The organism is Plantactinospora sp. B24E8, from assembly GCF_039871735.1.
Taxonomy (GTDB): domain Bacteria; phylum Actinomycetota; class Actinomycetes; order Mycobacteriales; family Micromonosporaceae; genus Plantactinospora.
The window spans coordinates 1-17,344 of the sequence record NZ_JBDPMH010000033.1 but is presented as its reverse complement, the minus strand read 5'-3'; the positions used below and the strand labels follow the sequence as shown (position 1 = coordinate 17,344).

Sequence of the window (17,344 nt, the reverse complement as noted above, 5' to 3'; positions counted from 1 at the left end):
TCCGCTACACCACACCAGGCAGTTGGAGGGGCCACTAGCCTCACGGCGACCCGCTCCGCGGCCAGGGGTCGAAGGACACATGCACGTCGGGTCCGGCTCCGTCCACCGGATTCGTGTCGTCGGAAGTCCCTAGGAGGTCCAGCGTGGACGCTTCGAACCGCCCTGCCCACAGCCAGTCGACAAGTAGTACGCCTGCGACATCCGGCACCACAGAGATCCCCGACCAGCGCTCCGGCGCAGGCGGGGGCACCGCCACCGAAACCCGGGTGTGGCGGGCCGGCAAGCTCGAACCGATGCCGATCCGCGAACTCCCCAAGGCGCCACCCTCGGTCCACCTGCTCGGCCCGACCGTGTTCCTCGTCGCGCTCGGCGTGGGCATGGGCGAGTCGTACATGTGGCCCCGGCTGGTCCTGATCTTCGGGCCGGAGATCCGGTGGCTGTTCCTGATCGGCGTCACCCTCCAGGCGTTCGTGATGCTGGAGATGGCCCGGTACGCGATGGCCACCGGCGAGAGCATCTTCTTCGGCGCCGCCCGGGTCTTCAAACCACTGATGTGGTTCTTCTTCAGCGTGGCGATCCTGGTCTACATCTGGCCGGGGCACCTCTCCACCGGTGCCGCCGCGTTCGAACAGGTGACCGGCATACCCTGGACAGTATCCGCGTGTGTGGGTCTGATCCTGGTCGGCATCGTGTTCAGCCTCGCCAAGGTGATCTACCCGCTGCTGGAGAGCCTGCTCGGCATCCTGATCGGTGTCCTGGTGATCGGCACCGCGGTGGCCGCCTCGATCGTCGGCCAGTGGAGCGACGTCACCGAGACCCTCGGCGGCATGTTCCACTTCGGCTACCTGCCGGACGAGGCGATGTCGGCGACCTGGTTCCCGGTCATCGTCGGCGCGATCGCCTTCGCCGGCCCGTCCGGCATGCAGCAGATGTGGTACACGCTGCACCTGCGGGACTCCGGCGCCGGCATGGGCGCGCACATCCCAAAGATCCGGGGCCTGCGGCACGCCGGTGAGCAGGAGGTCATGCCGTCGCGTGGCTTCATGTTCGACACCGACAACCCGGAGGAGATGAAGAAGTGGAAGGGCTGGCGGCGGTGGGTCACCTTCGACGCCCTGCTGCTCTTCTGGGGTGTGACGATGCTGGTCACCATCTCGTTCACCGTGCTGGCCCAGACCGCGGTCCGGGAGAACCCGAGCGTCGGTGACGTGATCCGGGACGGCGAGCGGGAGGCGGCGCTGAGTGCGATGGCGGAGGCCTTCGCCTCGGCCGGAGCCCCGGTGCTGCACGGCATCTTCCTCGGATTCATCGCGCTGATCGGTCTCAACGCCACCCTGGGGCTGTTCGACTCGTTCTCCCGGGGCCAGGCGGACATGACGTACCACTTCGTCCCGGGGGCCAAGCGGTTCAGCATGTCGAAGCTGTACGCCGGCTTCCTCTGGGGCGTGATCGTCTTCGGCATCCTGATCCTCAACTTCGGTCCCGCGGACGGCCCGGGTGCGATCCTCGACATCCTGGCCTTCCTGTCCACCTTCGCGATGGGCGCGTACTGCGTCGTGCTGCTGCTGGTGAACAACCTGATGCTGCCGAAGAAGATCCGACCGAACATCTTCCAGAACCTGGTGATCGGCTTCGGTGCGACGTTCTACCTCGGCATGCTGATCTACAGCCTCGTCCGCTTCGGCGTGGTCATCGACTAGACGGAAACGAGGACCTGTGATGACTGCTGACCGTCTACGGCAGCTGACCGAACTCGCCACGCCGGGGGCCGCGATCGGGCTTCTCGGCGGGCTGGCCACCGCCGGAATGGCCCTGATCGCCGGCCAGTCCGGTGGCTGGGCCCTGGCCGCCGGCCTCGGCCTCGGCCTACCGCTGGCGCTGGCCGGTGCCGGGTACGGGCTGCTGCAGGCGCGCGGCGTCCTGTCGCCCGGGGTGTTCGCCCCGGCGGCGCTCTTCTGGCTGGTGGCGTTCCCGATCGCCCGGCTGCTGCACGAGGTGCTGGCCGGCCTGCTTCTCGCAGGCCGGCCGGCCCTGCCGCCGGACGTCCTCGGGTTCCTCGTCTACCAGGCGATCGTCAGTCTCGGTTTCGCCATCGGGTTCAGTTGGCTGCACGAGCGGATCGCGCCGTACTGGCTGCGTCGGATCCGGCACCGCAACCCCGCCGCCGACCGGCTGTACGGCTTCTACCTCCGGCACGCCGAGGCGCAGTACCGGGCCCGGGAGAGCCGACGGCGGACCCGGGCGACCGCCCGCGCGACGGGCCGACCGGCCCTGTTTCGAACTGGCCCCAAGGAGTAGTTCATGAACCTACCGGTCTGGGTGTGGGCCGTCACGATCGGCGGCTTCCTCGTGATGATCGCCTTCGACTTCTACCTGGTCGCCCGTAATCCACGTGACCCGTCCTTCCGGGAGTGCGTCGCCTGGGTGAGCTTCTACGTACTGGCGGCGGTCGTCTTCGGGTTCGTGATCATGGGAACCCAGGGCACGTCGTACGGCGGGCAGTTCTTCGCCGGCTGGCTCACCGAGTACTCGCTGAGCGTCGACAACCTGTTCGTCTTCGTCATCATCATGAGCCGGTTCGCGGTACCCCTGAAATACCGGCAGAAGGTGCTGCTGATCGGCATCGTGCTGGCGCTGCTGATGCGGGCCGTCTTCATCGCGGCCGGCGCCCAGGCCATCACCCGGTTCGACTGGCTGTTCTACATCTTCGGCGCGTTCCTGATCTACACCGCGATCAAGCTGGTCGGTCCGCAGCACGAGGACGAGTTCTCCGAGAACGTCGCGCTGCGGACGATGAAGCGGATCCTGCCGACCACCGACGGCTACCGTGGCTCGTCGGTGCTGGCCAGGGTGGACGGGCGGATGATGGTGACGCCGATGCTGATCGTCATGATCGCCATCGGTACCACCGACCTGCTGTTCGCCCTGGACTCCATTCCGGCGATCTTCGGCCTGACCCAGGAGCCGTACCTGGTCTTCACCGCGAACACCTTCGCGTTGATGGGCCTACGGCAGCTCTACTTCCTGATCGGCGGGCTGCTGGACCGGCTGGTGTACCTCAGCAAGGGGCTGGCGATCATCCTGGCCTTCATCGGGGTGAAGCTGGTGATGGAGGCCCTGCACCATGACGGCGTCTCCTGGGCGCCGGAGGTGCCGATCGCCGTCTCGCTCGGGGTCATCCTCGGGACCCTGGTGGTCACCACGGTGGCGAGCCTGGCGGTGTCCCGGCGGGAGCAGCGGCAACGGCCGACCGCCGCCACGGAGGGTACGGAGGCGGATATCGCCGACGCCCCCGATCCGGTGGCGGCGGAGCGGGACAAGGTCTGAGGCGGGACGAGGTCCGTACCGGATGCTCGGTCAGGCCGCGCACCGGCGGCCTGACCGAGCTGCCCGTCAGACCTTGAGCAGGTCCTCCTCCGAGGCGGAGCCCCGGAGGAAGCGCTCGATCTCCTCGTCGCTCGGCCGGGCGGCCCGACGCTGGTTCTCCAGCGCGGCGGCCAGGCCGAGGCCGAGGGAGCGGCCGTCGGCCGGGAAACCGGTCGGCAGGGCCAGGCGGTCGCTCAGGCGGGTCAGGGAACGCGAGAACGTTCGCCAGGTGGTCATGACATCACCCCTGATTGATTGGTCTTCCCGGGAAACGACGCTTCCCGGGACTGTGCGCACCGGACCGGCGGCGTTGCGCCGTACGGGTCGGTGGTCCGGCAGGACACCCGGATGTGCCTGGTGGGGCCGGGCACACTCCGGGTCGCCGGGTTTGCCGTCGCCACGTTCTCCTCGGGTGGCGGCGGGGTCTGTCGCCGGATCGGCCGTGAACGGGGGATACCCGCGACGACCGGACGGGGCCGCGGCGTTGCGTCCCGGATCGGTGGTGTCAACGGTACGGTTCGCCTCCTGTGTGGAGCTACCCGGTGTCGTTCCACCACAAACCTGCTCAGTGCTCGTCCTGTCCGTTGACAGGTCCCATGTTGTGCGCTTCCAGGATACCGCCTGCGGTATACAAAAGACGATCTAGTGACCAAAGCCACCGCCGGGACCGTCGCGTTCCCCGTGACCAGGCCGGCACTGGCGGGCCGGCGGCTGCCCGGAAAACGTGCCTGCTACCCCCTAGACACTCCGCTGTTACATGGTCCACGATTATTGCCTACCCCATACGGTATGCAATTCTGGGGACGGCGAGGGGGAGGGTGTCGGTCGACCCCGACGGCCGGCGTCTGGATTGCATATGCATACAGCGGTCGCATGACCACGATGGAGGACTCTGATCATGACCATCGCTTCCGTCCGGGAATCAGAAGCTGACGGCGCCGTAGGTGCGAAGAAACTCACCGACGGAATCCATCTGGTCGTCGACGCGCTCAAGCTCAACGAGGTCGACGCCATCTACGGCGTCGTCGGCATCCCGATCACCGACCTGGCCCGCCTGGCACAGGCGTCCGACATCCGGTTCATCGGCTTCCGGCACGAGAGCGCCGCCGGGCATGCGGCGGCCGCGGCCGGCTTCCTGACAAAAAAGCCGGGAATTTGCCTGACCGTCTCCGCGCCGGGCTTCCTCAACGGGCTGGTGGCCCTCGCCAACGCCACCGTGAACTGCTTCCCCATGGTGCAGATCTCCGGATCCAGCGAGCGGCACCTGGTCGATCTGCAGCGGGGCGACTACGAGGAGATGGACCAGCTGGCGGCGGCCCGACAGTTCGCCAAGGCGGCATACCGCGTACACCGGGCCGAGGACATCGGCCGCGGCGTGGCCCGCGCGATCCGTACCGCCGTCTCCGGACGACCGGGCGGCGTCTACCTCGACATTCCGGCGGCGGTCCTCGGCGAGGTCATCGACGCGGACCTGGGCGCGGCGTCGCTGTGGCAGGTCGTCGACCCGGCACCGCGTCAGCTGCCGGAACCCGCGGCCCTGGACCGCGCCATCGAACTGCTCGCGAACGCCGAGCGGCCGCTCGTCGTGCTCGGCAAGGGCGCCGCGTACGCGCAGGCGGACGAGCAGGTCCGCGAGTTCGTCGAGCGTACCGGGGTGCCCTACCTGCCCATGTCGATGGCGAAGGGGCTGCTGCCCGACGACCACCCGCAGTCGGTGGCCAGCACCAGGTCGCTGGCACTGCGCCGGGCCGACGTCGTGATGCTCGTCGGCGCGCGGCTGAACTGGCTGCTCGGACACGGCGACGCGCCGCAGTGGGACCCGGACGCCAAGTTCATCCAGGTGGACATCGCCAGCACCGAGTTGGACAGCAACCAGCCCATCGCGGCGCCGCTCGTCGGTGACGTCGGTTCGGTGCTGCAGGCCCTGATCGATCGGACCAAACCCGGCCAGATCACGGTCCCGGCCCAGTGGCGCGACGAGCTCTCGGCCCGCTCCGCGGCGAACGTCGACAAGATGGCGAAGCGCCTCAAGGCCGCCGAGACGGCACATCCGATGAAGTTCCTGGGCGCGCTGCAGGCCATCCGCGACGTCCTGGCGGAGAACCCGCGGGCGTACGTCGTCAACGAGGGTGCGAACGCGCTGGACCTGGCCCGTAACACCATCGGTATGTCGGTGCCGCGACACCGCCTGGACAGCGGCACCTGGGGCGTGATGGGCATCGGCATGGGGTTCGCGATCGCCGCCGCGGTCGAGAGCGGAGACCCGGTCGTCGCCATCGAGGGCGACAGCGCGTTCGGCTTCAGCGGCATGGAGATCGAGACGATCTGCCGCTACAACCTGCCCATCGTCACGGTGGTGCTGAACAACAGCGGCGTCTACCGCGGCGACGAGGCGTCACCGTCGGCAGACCCGGCACCGACCGCCCTCACGGCCCGCCACGACGTCATGATCAGCGCTTTCGGGGGCAAGGGCTATCGGGCGACGACGCCGGCGGAGGTCACCGCCGCGCTGCGCGAGGCCCTGGCGGCGCGGCGGCCCGCGCTCATCGACTGCGTCATCGACCCCGCCGACGGGACCGAGAGTGGCAACATCGCCCACCTCAACCCGAAGGGCATCACGGTCCAGCGCTGAGGACGACCGGCTGTCCTGTGTTCCACGGTGCGCCCCGGTGACCGGGGCGCACCGCACCGTCGGCGTCGGCGTGGACGGCGTCGGACATCTCGCTCAGGCGCCCCGGTGAGCAACGCCCCTTCGCCGCGACGAACCCGCGGTGCGGGTGAGCGGCCGGCCGATGCGCGACCGTGGTCAAGAACGGAGGGCTCGGATCCCCATGTACACAGTCACCGACCCAGCGACGGGTGAACTGGTCGAGAAGATCGAGAACGCGACCGAGGAGGAGGTCCGGGAAGCGATCGACCGCGTCCACCATGGGTACCTGTCGTGGCGGCGCCGGTCGGTCGCCGAGCGGGCCACCATCGTGTCGAGGGCGGCGGACCTGTTCGCCGAGCGCGCCGACGAACTGGCGGCGATCATGACGCTGGAGATGGGCAAGCGGATCAACGAGGGTCGCGGCGAGATCGGCGTGGTCGTCGACATCTTCCGGTACTACGCCGACAACGGCCCCGCGCTGTTGGCCGACGAGCCACTGGAGATCAGGGGCGGCAGGGCCGTCATCACCAAGAACCCCATCGGGGCGCTGCTCGGGGTCATGCCGTGGAACTTCCCCTGCTACCAGATCGCCCGGTTCGCGGCGCCGAACCTGGTCCTCGGCAACACCATCCTGCTGAAACACGCCTCGATCTGCCCCCGGTCGGCGGCCGCGTTCGAACGGGTACTGCACGACGCCGGAGTGCCGGAGGACGCGTACGTGAACATCTTCGCGTCCAGCAGGCAGATCCCCGGGATCCTCGCGGACCCCCGCATCCAGGGCGTCTCCCTGACCGGCAGCGAGCGGGCCGGCATCTCGGTCGCCGCCGAGGCCGGGAAGCATCTGAAGAAGGTCGTCCTGGAACTCGGCGGGTCCGACCCGCTGGTCCTGCTGGACACCGACGACATGGACCGGACGGTGAAGGCGACCGCCACCGCCCGGATGCGCAACTGCGGCCAGTCGTGCAACTCGCCGAAGCGGATGATCGTGCTCGCCGACATCTACGAGGAGTTCGTCGACCGGTTGACCAAGCACGTGGCCGAGACCTTCGTACCCGGCGACCCCCGCGACCCCGCGACGAAGTTGCCGCCGCTGGCGTCGGTCGCGGCGGCCGACGAGGTGGCCGGTCAGATCGAGAAGGCGGTCCAGCAGGGCGCCACACTACGCACCGGCGGGCGTCGCATCGACCCGGGCGCCTATCTCGAGGCCACCGTGCTCACCGACGTGACCCCCGAAATGGACGCCTACCACGAGGAGATCTTCGGCCCCGTGGTGGTGGTCTTCCGCGCCCAGACCGAGGAGGAGGCGGTCGCGATCGCGAACGACTCGCCGTTCGGGCTCGGCGCCAGTGTCTGGGGCACCGATCCGGACCGGTTGCGCCGGGTCGCCGAGCAGATCGAGTCCGGCATGGTGTATCTGAACAGCGCCGGTGGCTCGCAGGCCGACCTGCCGTTCGGCGGGATCAAGCGCTCCGGGGTGGGCCGGGAACTCGGCCCGGCCGGCATCGAGGAGTTCATGAACAAGAAGTCCATCCGGCTGTGAGGCCGTGACGACCTGTGAGGCAGTGACGACGGACGAGTAGTCGTCGCACCCGGCCGCGGTCCGGGCGCCGGTCACCCGGTGCCCGGGCCGCGGTCCTGGTTCCGGCCGGCCAGGGCGGCGGCGATCCCGTTGAGCACGTGGTCCAGCCCGTACCGGAAGCGTGCGTCGGGGGACAGGTGCGCGAGCCGCCCCTCGCGGATCGTCCGGTTGAACATCGGGTAGCGGCCGGACGCGACGACGTGTCCGACGTACGGGCCGACGTACTCGCTCATCCACCGCTCGCGGTCCATGCCGGTGTGCCGGGCCTGGTCGAGCCAGCCGATCTCGTCGCGGACGGCGCTGGCGACGTAGTCGCCGACCATGCCGTACAGGCTGGTGATCTCGTCGATGTGCAGGCCGAACCCGTCGAGGGCGCGCAGCGCGAAGTCGTAGACCCGAAGCGAGTGGGGCCCGAGGGTGGGGCGTCGGGCCAGCGTGGCCCGCCACGGGTGACGCAGCCCCACGGCGCGGGACTGGTGCGCCACCAGCGAGAGGTCGGCCCGCCAGTCCCCGCCGGGCCGCTCGGGCAGGTCGATCTCGCCCGTCACCGCGTCCACCATGAGGTCGATCAGGTCGTCGCGTTTCGGCACGTAGCGGTACAGCGACATCGCGCCGGTGCCGAGTTCCTGGGCGATCCGCCGCATGGTCGCCGCGTCCAGCCCCTCGGCGTCCGCGATCCGGATGGCTACCTGGGTGATCTGTGCCCGGCTGTAGCCGGGCCGTCGCCCAGGACCGGACCGCTCGACCCGCTCCGGGGACATCCAGATGCTGGCCCGGCTGTTGTCGGACATCACACCCTCCGTTCTCTTGCGTACATCGTACCCAAATGGCTAGCGTTCATTTCGGGTACGACGTACGCGAATTGTTCCGGGTGCGGCCACACCCCTTCGATCCACTTCCGCCTGAGGAGCAGACATGTCCGACAACCGGCTGAGACTCGCCGTCATCCTGGGCAGTGTCCGGGACGGACGGTTCGGCCCGACCGTGGCCAACTGGTTCGTGGCCGAGGCGCAACGCCGCGACGACGTGCTGGTCGACCTGGTCGACCTGGCCGAGGTGCCGCTCGGTCCGGAGGCGCCGTCGAGGTCGCCGTCGGCACAGACGCTGCGTGCCCTCGGTGTCCTGACCCCACGACTGGCGGCCTCCGATGCCTTCGTCGTGGTGACCCCGGAGTACAACCACAGTTATCCGGCGGCCCTGAAGAACGTGATCGACTGGCACAACGTCCAGTTCCACGCCAAGCCGGTGGCGTTCGTGTCGTACGGCGGGCTCGCCGGCGGACTGCGTGCCGTCGAGCACCTGCGGCTGGTCTTCGCGGAACTCCACGCCGTCACCACCCGGGACACGGTCAGCTTCCACGGTGCCTGGAGCCAGTTCGACGGCGAGGGCAGGCCCAAGGACCCGGAGGGTCCCGCCACCGCCGCCACGACCCTGCTCGACCAGGTGACCTGGTGGGCCCGGGCGCTGAAGCACGCCCGGAGCACCGCCCCCTACCAGGCCTGATCCAGACGCGACAGATCGAGAGGCGAACCAGTCATGAGCACACGTGCCGGCAGGACGGCGCTGGTCACCGGCGGCAGCAGGGGAATCGGCCGGGCGATCGCCCAGCGCCTGGCCCAGGACGGCGCCCGGGTCGCCGTGCACTACGGCAGCAACGCGGCGGCGGCGAAGGAGACCGTCTCGATGATCGAGGGGGCCGGTGGGCAGGCCTTCGCCGTACACGCCGAACTCGGCGTACCCGGGGATGCCGCGGCGCTCTGGGCGGAGTTCGACGCGCAGGCGGACGGGCTGGACATCCTGGTCAACAACGCGGGGATCCTCGGCGACCCGCAGGAGATCGGGGACGTGAGCGACGCCGCCTTCGACCACGTCTTCGCGGTCAACGCCCGGGCACCGTTTTTCATCACCCAGCAGGGACTGCGACGACTGCGGGACGGCGGCCGGATCGTCAACGTCTCCACGATGCTGACCCGCGGTTCCGCGATGCCGAGGTCGATCGTCTACGCCATGTCCAAGGGCGCGCTCGACGTCTTCACCGCGACCCTGGCCAAGCAGTTGGCGCCGCGCGCCATCACCGTCAACACCGTGGCGCCGGGGGTCATCGACACCGACATGCACCAGGGGCGCCTGGTCGGCGACACCCGGGCCTGGTTGTCGTCCCTGTCCCCGATGGGTCGACTGGGTACGGCCGAGGACGTCGCCGACACGGTGGCCTTTCTGGCCTCCGTGGACAGTCGCTGGGTGACCGGCCAGTGGATCGATGTCTCGGGCGGCACCCTGTTGTAACCGGTGCCGCCCGTCAGGCCGGGGAGCCCTTCCACGAACGGGACGCGGAAAGGGCTCCCCGTCAGGCCAGGGCCTCCCGCTCGGCGGCCTCCTTGCGCCGCTGGTGGTAGCTCTCCCGGGTGCGCTCGGTGTGCTTGCGCATCAGCTCGGCGGCCCGCCTACTGTTCCGGCCGGCGATCACCTCGATCAGCGCCGCGTGCTCGTCCCACGCCTCCCGGCCCCGGGACTGGGCGATCGGCGCGTAGTACCACCGGACCCGACGGTCCACCATGGCGATCAGCTCGGCCAGCACCTTGTTGCCGGACATGCTGACCACGTACGCGTGCAGGGCCGCGTTCGCGGCGACCAGGCCGGACTGGTCGTTGTCGCTCAGCGCCTTCTCGCCGGCCGCCTGCAGTTCGTGCAGCCGCTCGACGTGCGCGTCGGTGACGTGCTTCGCGGCCAACCGGGCGGACTCGGTCTCCAGCAGGGTACGGGTGGCCAGCAGTTGGTCGGCCTCCTCCTCGGTGGGTACGTGTACGAAGGCACCGAGAGCCGGGCGCAGGTCGACCCAGCCCTCGCTCTGCAGGCGCTGCAGCGCCTCCCGGACGGGTTGCCGGCTGACGCCGAGTTGGGCGGCGAGCTCGTTCTCGACGAGGTGCTCACCAGGTCGCAGTTCCCGGTTGATGATCATTTCGGCGATGACGTCGTAAACCGCCTGGCGCAGCGGTGCGGGACGCTCCAGCGGTTGCCGGGCGGCCCGGCTCTGGCCGCGGGTGGCGGCGAGCCGGCGGCGCCCGCCGCCGCTGGCGGCTGGCGAGGACGAGCCTCCCCAATCTGTCATCGACTACCTCCGGCCGCGAAAGAACGAATCGGACGCTGCTCGCGTCCGAACCTGGGCTATAGCATACAGTCGCCGACATGCAATGACGTCGCCGGCGGTACGTGACCGCGACGACTTCCGGTGAAATCGACATCCGGTGACCCCGGCCGGGAAGCTTTCCCGGTGGTGCCGTCGGGGCGGACGGCTCGGCCGTCCGCCCCGACATTGGGTTTGACGATGGTGAATGGCGACGGCTCGACGGAGCGCGCCGCGCCGGGAGCCGGAATTCAGCCGGCGAGGCCGTCCCGGTACTCGATCTCCGGAACCGGCTCGAACTCGTTGACCTGCGCGATGCTCAGCCCGTGCGCGGTGTTCGCCTCCCGCTCGATCATCACCTCGACCAGCACCGGACGGCTGGTCCGCTTCGACTCCTTGCTGGCCCAGGCCAGCGCGTCGGCGATCTCACCGGGCCGGGTCACCCGGCGGCCGGAACAGCCGTACGCCTCCATCACCTTGACGTTGTCCGTGCCGTACTCGTCGTAGTGGATGTCGACCTCGTAGTTCATGTCGTAGCCGATCTCGGCCTGCCGGATGAGTCCGAGATACTCGTTGTTCAACATCACCAGGACGAACGGGATGTTGTACTGCGCGGCGACCGCGAGTTCCTCCACCAGGAACTGGAACGAATAGTCGCCGACCACCCCGACCACCTCGGCATCGGGTTTCGCCGACTTCACCCCGATCGCCGCCGGAATCTCCCAGCCGAGCGGACCGGCCTGCCCGCAGACCTGGTAGTGCCGGGGCTTGTAGACATTCTGGAACTGGCCGGACCAGATCTGGTAGAGACCGATCGCGGTGACGAAGTAGGTGTCCGGGCCGAAGAATTCGTTGATCTCCCGGAACACCCGGGGTGCCTTGATCGGCACCGAGTCGAAGTCGTCCCGACGGACCAGGGTGCGGCGCAACTGGCGTACCCGGGCGACCCACTCGCCGCGGTCCGGCAGCGCGGCGCGGCGCCGGGCCGCGTCGCGCAGTGCCACCAGGAACGCCCTGGTGTCCGACACCACGCCGAGGTCCGGGCCGAAGACCTTGCCGAGCTGGGTCGGCTCGATGTCGACGTGGATGAACTTCCGCCCGGCCCGGTAGGTCTCCAGGTCACCGGTGTGTCGGTCGCCGAACCGGGCGCCGAGCGCCAGGACCAGGTCGGATTCCAGGAACGATGCGTTGCCGTAGCGTTGGGTGGTCTGGATGCCGGTCATCCCGGCGAACAGGTCGTGGTCCTCCGGGATCGCGCCCTTGCCCATCAGGGTGACCTGCACCGGCACGGTCAGCAGCTCCGCGACCTCGCGCAGCAGGTCGCCGGCCTCGCCGATGATGACGCCGCCGCCGGCCAGGATCAGCGGGCGCTCGGCGGCCAGCAGCATGTCGAGGGCGCGCTCGACCCGGGGCGGGTGCGGTTCGACCACCGGCACCGGCAGCGGGGCGTCGATCGAGGCGTCCCACTCGATCTCCTGCCGCTGTACGTCGATCGGCAGGTCGATCAGCACCGGCCCCGGACGCCCGGAGCGGGCGATCCGGAACGCCTCCCGGAAGATCCAGGGCGCCTGGGCGGCCTCCTTGACCTGCACCGCCCACTTCGTCACCGGCTTGGCGATCTCCACGATGTCGACCGCCTGGAACGCCTCCTGGTGGAGTTTGTTGGTCGGTGCCTGGCCGGTTATGCAGATCATCGGGATGGAGTCCGCCTGGGCGGTGTAGAGACCGGTGATCATGTTGGTGCCGGCCGGGCCGGACGTGCCGATCGCCACCCCGACCCTGCCGTTGGTCCGGGCCCAGCCGTCCGCCATGTGGGTGGCGCCCTCCTCGTGGCGGACGATCAGGTGCCGCATGTCGGTCTTACGCATCGCCGCGTACAGCGGCAGGATCGCCGCGCCGGGGCAGCCGAAGACGACGTCCACGCCCTCCGACTGGAGCACCGCGACGACCGCGTCCATGCAGGGAATCTTTGCCATGGGGTAGTCAGACCTCCGGATAGTGGGCGTGGGTGGTCAGGGGCACGGGAGCCTCCGGGGCATCGGGTGTCCTGTGGATCGGGCGGGCTCGCCGGTCCGGGACGGGGGATGGGGTGGGGTCCGGGGCGCCGACGGCCCGCCTGGTGGTGACCGGCACCGGGTCTGCGGTGCGGATACGCGTTGGCGAATGTGCATACAGTATGCGGTCGGCACTTACAGTGCAAGACTCTGCGGCACCGCCGCCGGGTGGGGTGGTCACCTGGTCGGGGTTCCGCCCGGTCGGCGTACCGGAGCGGTCACGGGTTCTGCGGCTCGCGGGCGACCTGCCGGTTCCCGGCGGTCGGTCCGTCCGACGGGGGAGGGGTCAGGCCGCGCGCATGGCCGGGGCCTCGGCCCGCCTGGCCAGCATGGTCCGGCCCAGCAGGTCGGTGGCGGAGTAGATGGTCCGCAGGGTCGGGGCGGGTGCGCCGGTGATGTCGGCCATCTCCACCACCGCGGCCGCGATGGCGTCGAGTTCCATCTCCTTGCCGGCCTCGAGGTCCTGCAGCATCGAGGTCTTGTGGTGGCCGACCCGCTGCGCGCCGTCGATCCGTTTCGCGATGGAGATCTCCGGAGTGCTGCCGACCCGGTGCGCGATGTCGAGCGTCTCCTCCATGATCCGTTCGATCACCCGCCGGGTGCCGAGGTGCTCACACATCTCCACCATGGTGGCCCGGGTGAGCGCGCTGAGCGGGTTCAACGCCACGTTGCCCATCAGCTTGATCCAGATGTCGTCTCGGAGGTGTCGTTCGACCGGACACTTCAGGCCGCCGGCGATCATCGCCTCGCTGAACCGTACGCACCGGTCGGAGATCGTCTCGTCCGGTTCGCCGATGGAGAACCGGGTGCCCTCCAGGTGCCGGATCACCCCGGGGGACTCGATCACGGTCGCCGGGTAGACCACACACCCGATCGCCCGTTCCGGCGCCATCACCGCGGAGGTGGCGCCCCCCGGGTCGACCGCCTCGATGCGGTGGTTCTCGTACGGGCCGGCGAGCTTGTGGAAGTACCACCACGGAATGCCGTTCTGCCCGGCCACCAGTGCGGTCTCCGGTCCGAGCAGGGGTTCGAGCAGCGGCCCCGCCGAGGCGTACGAATGGGCCTTGAGGCCGAGGAAGACGTAGTCCACCGGGCCGACCTCGCCGGGATCGTCGGTCGCGTGCGGATGGGCGGAGAAGTCCCCCCGAGGGCTGAGCACCCGGACCCCTCGGGTCCGTAGTGCGGCCAGGTGTGCCCCACGGGCGATCAGATGGACATCCACTCCGGCCCGACACAGGGCCGCGCCGACATACGCGCCGATGGCACCGGCTCCGAGCACTGCAACTCGCACGGGCAGCTCCCTTCACAAAGGACTTACCTGTATGCGTTATGTTGAGTACAGTATGCAATTACTGGTGAGGCTGGCAAGCCTTCGAGCTGCCGCCCCAGGTCAACCTGTCTCTTTCCCCGGCAGTCGCCGGTACGTTTCTCCGGCGACCATTCCGAACCCGGGCATGGCGGAAAGCGGGCTGTCGCCCAAGGGCCCGCGTCGGCCGTCCACCGACACGGGCCCCACCGCTCCGGTGGATGTTTTGTGCCCTGCCCCGGGGCGGGTACGCCGTCCGGCCCGTGGCCCGGTCGCCGGACGGTCACGCCTCACCCACCAGGGTGGTCGACCAGCCCGGGCGGAACAATGAGCAATCCCCGAACGGCCGATCGGTCGTACCTATCGATGCAGGTCAGACTGCCTCCGCCGGCACCAACGCGTCGATGTCGGACTGCAGGTCGAGGTCCTCGGCCACCCGGATCAACGCGCTGGTGACCAGCGGCTGCGGATCGCGGTCCAGCACCAGCAGCCCGACCGTGCTGGTCGCGGTCGGCTCGACCAACGGCAGCACCCGCGTCCCGGGCGGTACCCCCAACAGCCCCAGCCAGGCCTGCGGGATGACACTCGCCCAGTTGCCACCCCGGACGTGCGAGCAGAGCGTGGAGACCGAGTTCGTCTCCATCCGCGGGGTGACCGCCACCCCGGCCCGCAGGAACAGGTCGTCGAGGATGCGTCGGTGCTGCATGTCCGGGGTGAGCAGGCAGAGCGGCAGCCCGGCGACCTCCGCCCAGCCCACCTCGGTACGTTCCGCGAACTCGCCGCCCTGGCTGGTCAGCAGGACGTAACGCTCGTCGTAGAGCGGAATCGTCCGGAACCCGGCGAGCGGCTCACCGGTGAGATAGGTCAGCCCGGCGTCCAGTTCGAAGTCGATCAGCCGACGGTGGATCTCCGCGGAGGTCAGCGAGAGTACGGTCAGACTGGTCCCCGGATGCAGTTCGCAGAACGGGCCGGTGAGCAGCGAGACCGGCGGCAACGAGGCCGGCACCGCACCGAGTCGCAACCGCCCGGTCAGACCCTGGTGGCTGGCCCGGCCGAACTCCGCCACCAACTGGTCCCGGTCGGCGAGCAGACGCCGGGCCCAGGCCAGCAGCCGTTCGCCCTCCGGGGTGAAGCCCTCGAACCGGTGCCCCCGGCGGACCACCGAGACGCCGAACTCCGCCTCCAGCTTGCGGATCCCGTCGGAGAGGGTGGGCTGACTGACCCAGCAGGCCGCCGCCGCCCGGCCGAAATGCTGCTCCCGGGCCAACGCGGTGAGGTACTCCAACTGGCGCAGGAACATCGCCGACCACTCCTCTCCGCCCGGCCTCCGGGCCAAGTAAACATCGGTACGGTGGGTCCGGGTCAGGCCCCGGTCGACGAAACCTCCGTGCCCCTGGCCGGCAGCGGATCGGCCAGCGCCCAGCCCCGGGCCAGCAACGCGTCGCAGGCCTCCAGCGCGGCGGCCAGGCGTACCTCGGGTGCGCCGGTGAGCAGGATGAACGGGGCTCCGGCGGCGTGCAGCTCGGCCCGGAACCGGTCGGTCATCCAGCCCCGCAGGTGCGCACCGTCGCGCAGCCCGTCATCCTCGAAGGGCACGCCCTCGTGGTCGGTGAGCAGGTAGAGGTCGGCCATTCCGGCCGCCGCCCGGACCGCCGGCGAGGTGGCCCCGAGATAACGCTCCTCCCAGACCGCGGTCGCCCGGGCGTCGGTGTCACAGACCAGGATCGGCGACCCGTCCCGGGCGGCCGACTCCTCGGCGGCGTTCTGGGCCCGTACCACCTCGACGAAGTCCTCCGGACCCCAGGTCACGTCGAAGACGGTCGCGGCCGGGTCGACCGCGCGGAGCGCGGCCAGCTTCCGTGCGGTCAGCTCACGGCCGTACTCCGGCACCCAGCGGGTGTCGGCCCAGACCCCGCCCCGGGCGCGTAGCGCGGCGGCGAGCGCGCGGGAGAGCGTGGTCGTCCCGGTGGACTCGGCGCCGACCACGACCACCCGGCGGGTGAACCAGGCCCGGACCGGGGGCGCGAGGTGGTGCCAGTACGCGACCGGATCGGCCCGGACCGCGGTGCCGGAGACCGGTACGATGGCCCGGTCGCGGTCCACGCAGACATGGGTGGCGGCGAACCGTCGGGCCAACTCCTCGCCGTACGCCTCGGAGCTGAACACGGCGTCGACGACGGCGTCGCCGACCGCCCGGCGGAACACCGCGCAGTGCGCGTCCCAGGCCCCGGGGTCGGCGTAGTCCACCGGGTGGTCGTCGACGACACCGACAAACCGGACCCAGGGTGTCGAGGCGTGCACCTCACGCAGCCAGCGCAGCCGGTCGGCGAGCGGGACCGACTCCACACTGGACGGCGCGACGACCACGCTCACCCGGGCACAGTCCGCCGCCGCGCTCTCGACCAGCCGGTGGTGCCCGGCGTGCGGGGGATAGAACTTGCCGACCACCAGACCGTGGCGGAACCGGGGCGCCATGGTCAGGCGACCGCCGGAGCACCGGCCGGTTCCGGCACGTCGGCGGCCCGGCGCAGGTCGGCGCGCCAGGCCCGGAGCCCGAGTACACAGAGGGCGAGGAACGCCAGGTAGAGGATCGCGGTCAGCCAGAGGTCCTTGTAGCCGTAGAGCGGGATGTAGACCAGGTCCACGGTGATCCAGAACCACCAGCTCTCCACCAGCTTCCGGGCCTGCCCGTACGTCGCCAGCAGCGAGAGCGCGGTGGTCAGCGCGTCCGGCAGCGGCACCGTCGACCCGGTGAAACGATCCAGGAAGTACCAGAGCGCACCGGTCAGTACGATCCCGGCGACCGCCAGGCCCAGCCACTCCGGCCGGCTGGTGCGGCGTACCCGCAGCGTGCTCCGGCCCGCCCCGCCGAAGGTCCAGGACCACCAGCCGTACGCGCCGAGCAGCACGTAGACGATCTGCAGGCCGGCGTCGGCGTACAGGCCGGCGGACCAGAAGACCACCATCAGCAGCAGGACGTTGAGGATGCCGACCGGCCAGTTCGCGATGTGCTGGCGCACCACCAGGTAGACGCAGAGCAGACCGGTGGCGAAGCCGAGCAGTTCCGCCCAGGAGGTCGGCGCACCGAACACCGTGAACGCCGCCGAGTTGAGCCAGTCCAGCACCGTTCCTCCTTGTCAGCCGGTCGGTCGACACACGGTAGCCGAAGCCGGGCCGCCCGATGGCGACGGCTGTTGCCGGCGCCTCCTCCGTCTGCCGCGGACGGCCGCCGCCGGCGACCCGGGTTCCGTGCGGAACCCGGGTC

At 69.9% G+C, this 17,344-nt stretch carries 15 protein-coding genes; 7 read left to right on the top strand and 8 right to left on the bottom strand.

The window, feature by feature from the left end:
* The first annotated feature begins 293 nt into the window (after nt 1–293).
* Genes ABGB21_RS30080 through ABGB21_RS30070 form a run of 3 tightly spaced genes read left to right on the top strand, consistent with a single transcriptional unit; the run spans nt 294 to nt 3,327 of the window.
* A complete protein-coding gene (locus ABGB21_RS30080) occupies nt 294–1,700 on the top strand; it encodes an Nramp family divalent metal transporter (protein ID WP_347680602.1) in 1,407 nt (468 codons plus the stop codon).
* Between the two features lie 19 nt (nt 1,701–1,719).
* Complete coding sequence (locus ABGB21_RS30075) at nt 1,720–2,298, top strand: hypothetical protein (protein WP_347653238.1); 579 nt, start codon at nt 1,720–1,722, stop codon at nt 2,296–2,298.
* Between the two features lie 3 nt (nt 2,299–2,301).
* A complete protein-coding gene (locus tag ABGB21_RS30070) occupies nt 2,302–3,327 on the top strand; it encodes a TerC family protein (RefSeq protein ID WP_347653237.1) in 1,026 nt (341 codons plus the stop codon).
* Between the two features lie 66 nt (nt 3,328–3,393).
* Here ABGB21_RS30070 and ABGB21_RS30065 read toward each other — a convergent pair whose 3' ends face one another.
* Complete coding sequence (locus ABGB21_RS30065) at nt 3,394–3,603, bottom strand: hypothetical protein (RefSeq protein ID WP_347653236.1); 210 nt, start codon at nt 3,601–3,603, stop codon at nt 3,394–3,396.
* Between the two features lie 661 nt (nt 3,604–4,264).
* Here ABGB21_RS30065 and oxc point away from each other — a divergent pair.
* Both oxc and ABGB21_RS30055 read left to right on the top strand, forming a co-directional pair.
* Nucleotides 4,265–5,998 (top strand): oxalyl-CoA decarboxylase, encoded by a 1,734-nt coding sequence (gene oxc / locus ABGB21_RS30060; RefSeq protein ID WP_347653235.1) that lies wholly within the window; start codon nt 4,265–4,267, stop codon nt 5,996–5,998.
* A 199-nt stretch (nt 5,999–6,197) separates the two neighbouring features.
* Nucleotides 6,198–7,556 carry an NAD-dependent succinate-semialdehyde dehydrogenase gene (locus tag ABGB21_RS30055; RefSeq protein ID WP_347653234.1) on the top strand — a complete coding sequence of 453 codons (1,359 nt, stop codon included), beginning with the start codon at nt 6,198–6,200 and terminating at the stop codon, nt 7,554–7,556.
* A gap of 71 nt (nt 7,557–7,627) precedes the next feature.
* Here the strand turns inward: ABGB21_RS30055 and ABGB21_RS30050 are convergent, their stop codons facing one another.
* The gene (locus ABGB21_RS30050) at nt 7,628–8,386 is read right to left on the bottom strand and encodes a TetR/AcrR family transcriptional regulator (RefSeq protein WP_347653233.1); all 759 of its coding nucleotides are present in this window, start codon (nt 8,384–8,386) and stop codon (nt 7,628–7,630) included.
* Nucleotides 8,387–8,510: 124 nt separating this feature from the next.
* Here ABGB21_RS30050 and ABGB21_RS30045 point away from each other — a divergent pair, with 124 nt between their 5' ends.
* Together ABGB21_RS30045 and ABGB21_RS30040 are read left to right on the top strand one after the other, a co-directional pair.
* On the top strand, nt 8,511–9,098 hold the full coding sequence (locus tag ABGB21_RS30045; RefSeq protein WP_347653232.1) for an NAD(P)H-dependent oxidoreductase: 588 nt from the start codon (nt 8,511–8,513) through the stop codon (nt 9,096–9,098).
* 33 nt (nt 9,099–9,131) lie between these two features.
* On the top strand, nt 9,132–9,881 hold the full coding sequence (locus tag ABGB21_RS30040) for an SDR family oxidoreductase (protein WP_347653231.1): 750 nt from the start codon (nt 9,132–9,134) through the stop codon (nt 9,879–9,881).
* Between the two features lie 61 nt (nt 9,882–9,942).
* Here the strand turns inward: ABGB21_RS30040 and ABGB21_RS30035 are convergent, their stop codons facing one another.
* The 6 genes from ABGB21_RS30035 to pnuC all read right to left on the bottom strand — a co-directional run bounded on the left by ABGB21_RS30035 (nt 9,943) and on the right by pnuC (nt 17,204).
* Complete coding sequence (locus tag ABGB21_RS30035; protein ID WP_347653230.1) at nt 9,943–10,704, bottom strand: GntR family transcriptional regulator; 762 nt, start codon at nt 10,702–10,704, stop codon at nt 9,943–9,945.
* Between the two features lie 266 nt (nt 10,705–10,970).
* Nucleotides 10,971–12,695 (bottom strand): glyoxylate carboligase, encoded by a 1,725-nt coding sequence (gcl, locus tag ABGB21_RS30030; protein WP_347653229.1) that lies wholly within the window; start codon nt 12,693–12,695, stop codon nt 10,971–10,973.
* 364 nt (nt 12,696–13,059) lie between these two features.
* Entirely contained in the window at nt 13,060–14,064 is a 1,005-nt protein-coding gene (locus ABGB21_RS30025) for a 2-dehydropantoate 2-reductase (RefSeq protein ID WP_347653228.1), read from the bottom strand.
* Between the two features lie 388 nt (nt 14,065–14,452).
* On the bottom strand, nt 14,453–15,379 hold the full coding sequence (locus ABGB21_RS30020; RefSeq protein ID WP_347680600.1) for a LysR family transcriptional regulator: 927 nt from the start codon (nt 15,377–15,379) through the stop codon (nt 14,453–14,455).
* Nucleotides 15,380–15,441: 62 nt separating this feature from the next.
* Nucleotides 15,442–16,554 (bottom strand): AAA family ATPase, encoded by a 1,113-nt coding sequence (locus ABGB21_RS30015; protein ID WP_347653226.1) that lies wholly within the window; start codon nt 16,552–16,554, stop codon nt 15,442–15,444.
* Between the two features lie 2 nt (nt 16,555–16,556).
* Nucleotides 16,557–17,204, bottom strand: coding sequence for a nicotinamide riboside transporter PnuC (gene pnuC, locus ABGB21_RS30010; protein ID WP_347653225.1), 648 nt, complete (start codon nt 17,202–17,204; stop codon nt 16,557–16,559).
* Between the last annotated feature and the right edge of the window lie 140 nt (nt 17,205–17,344).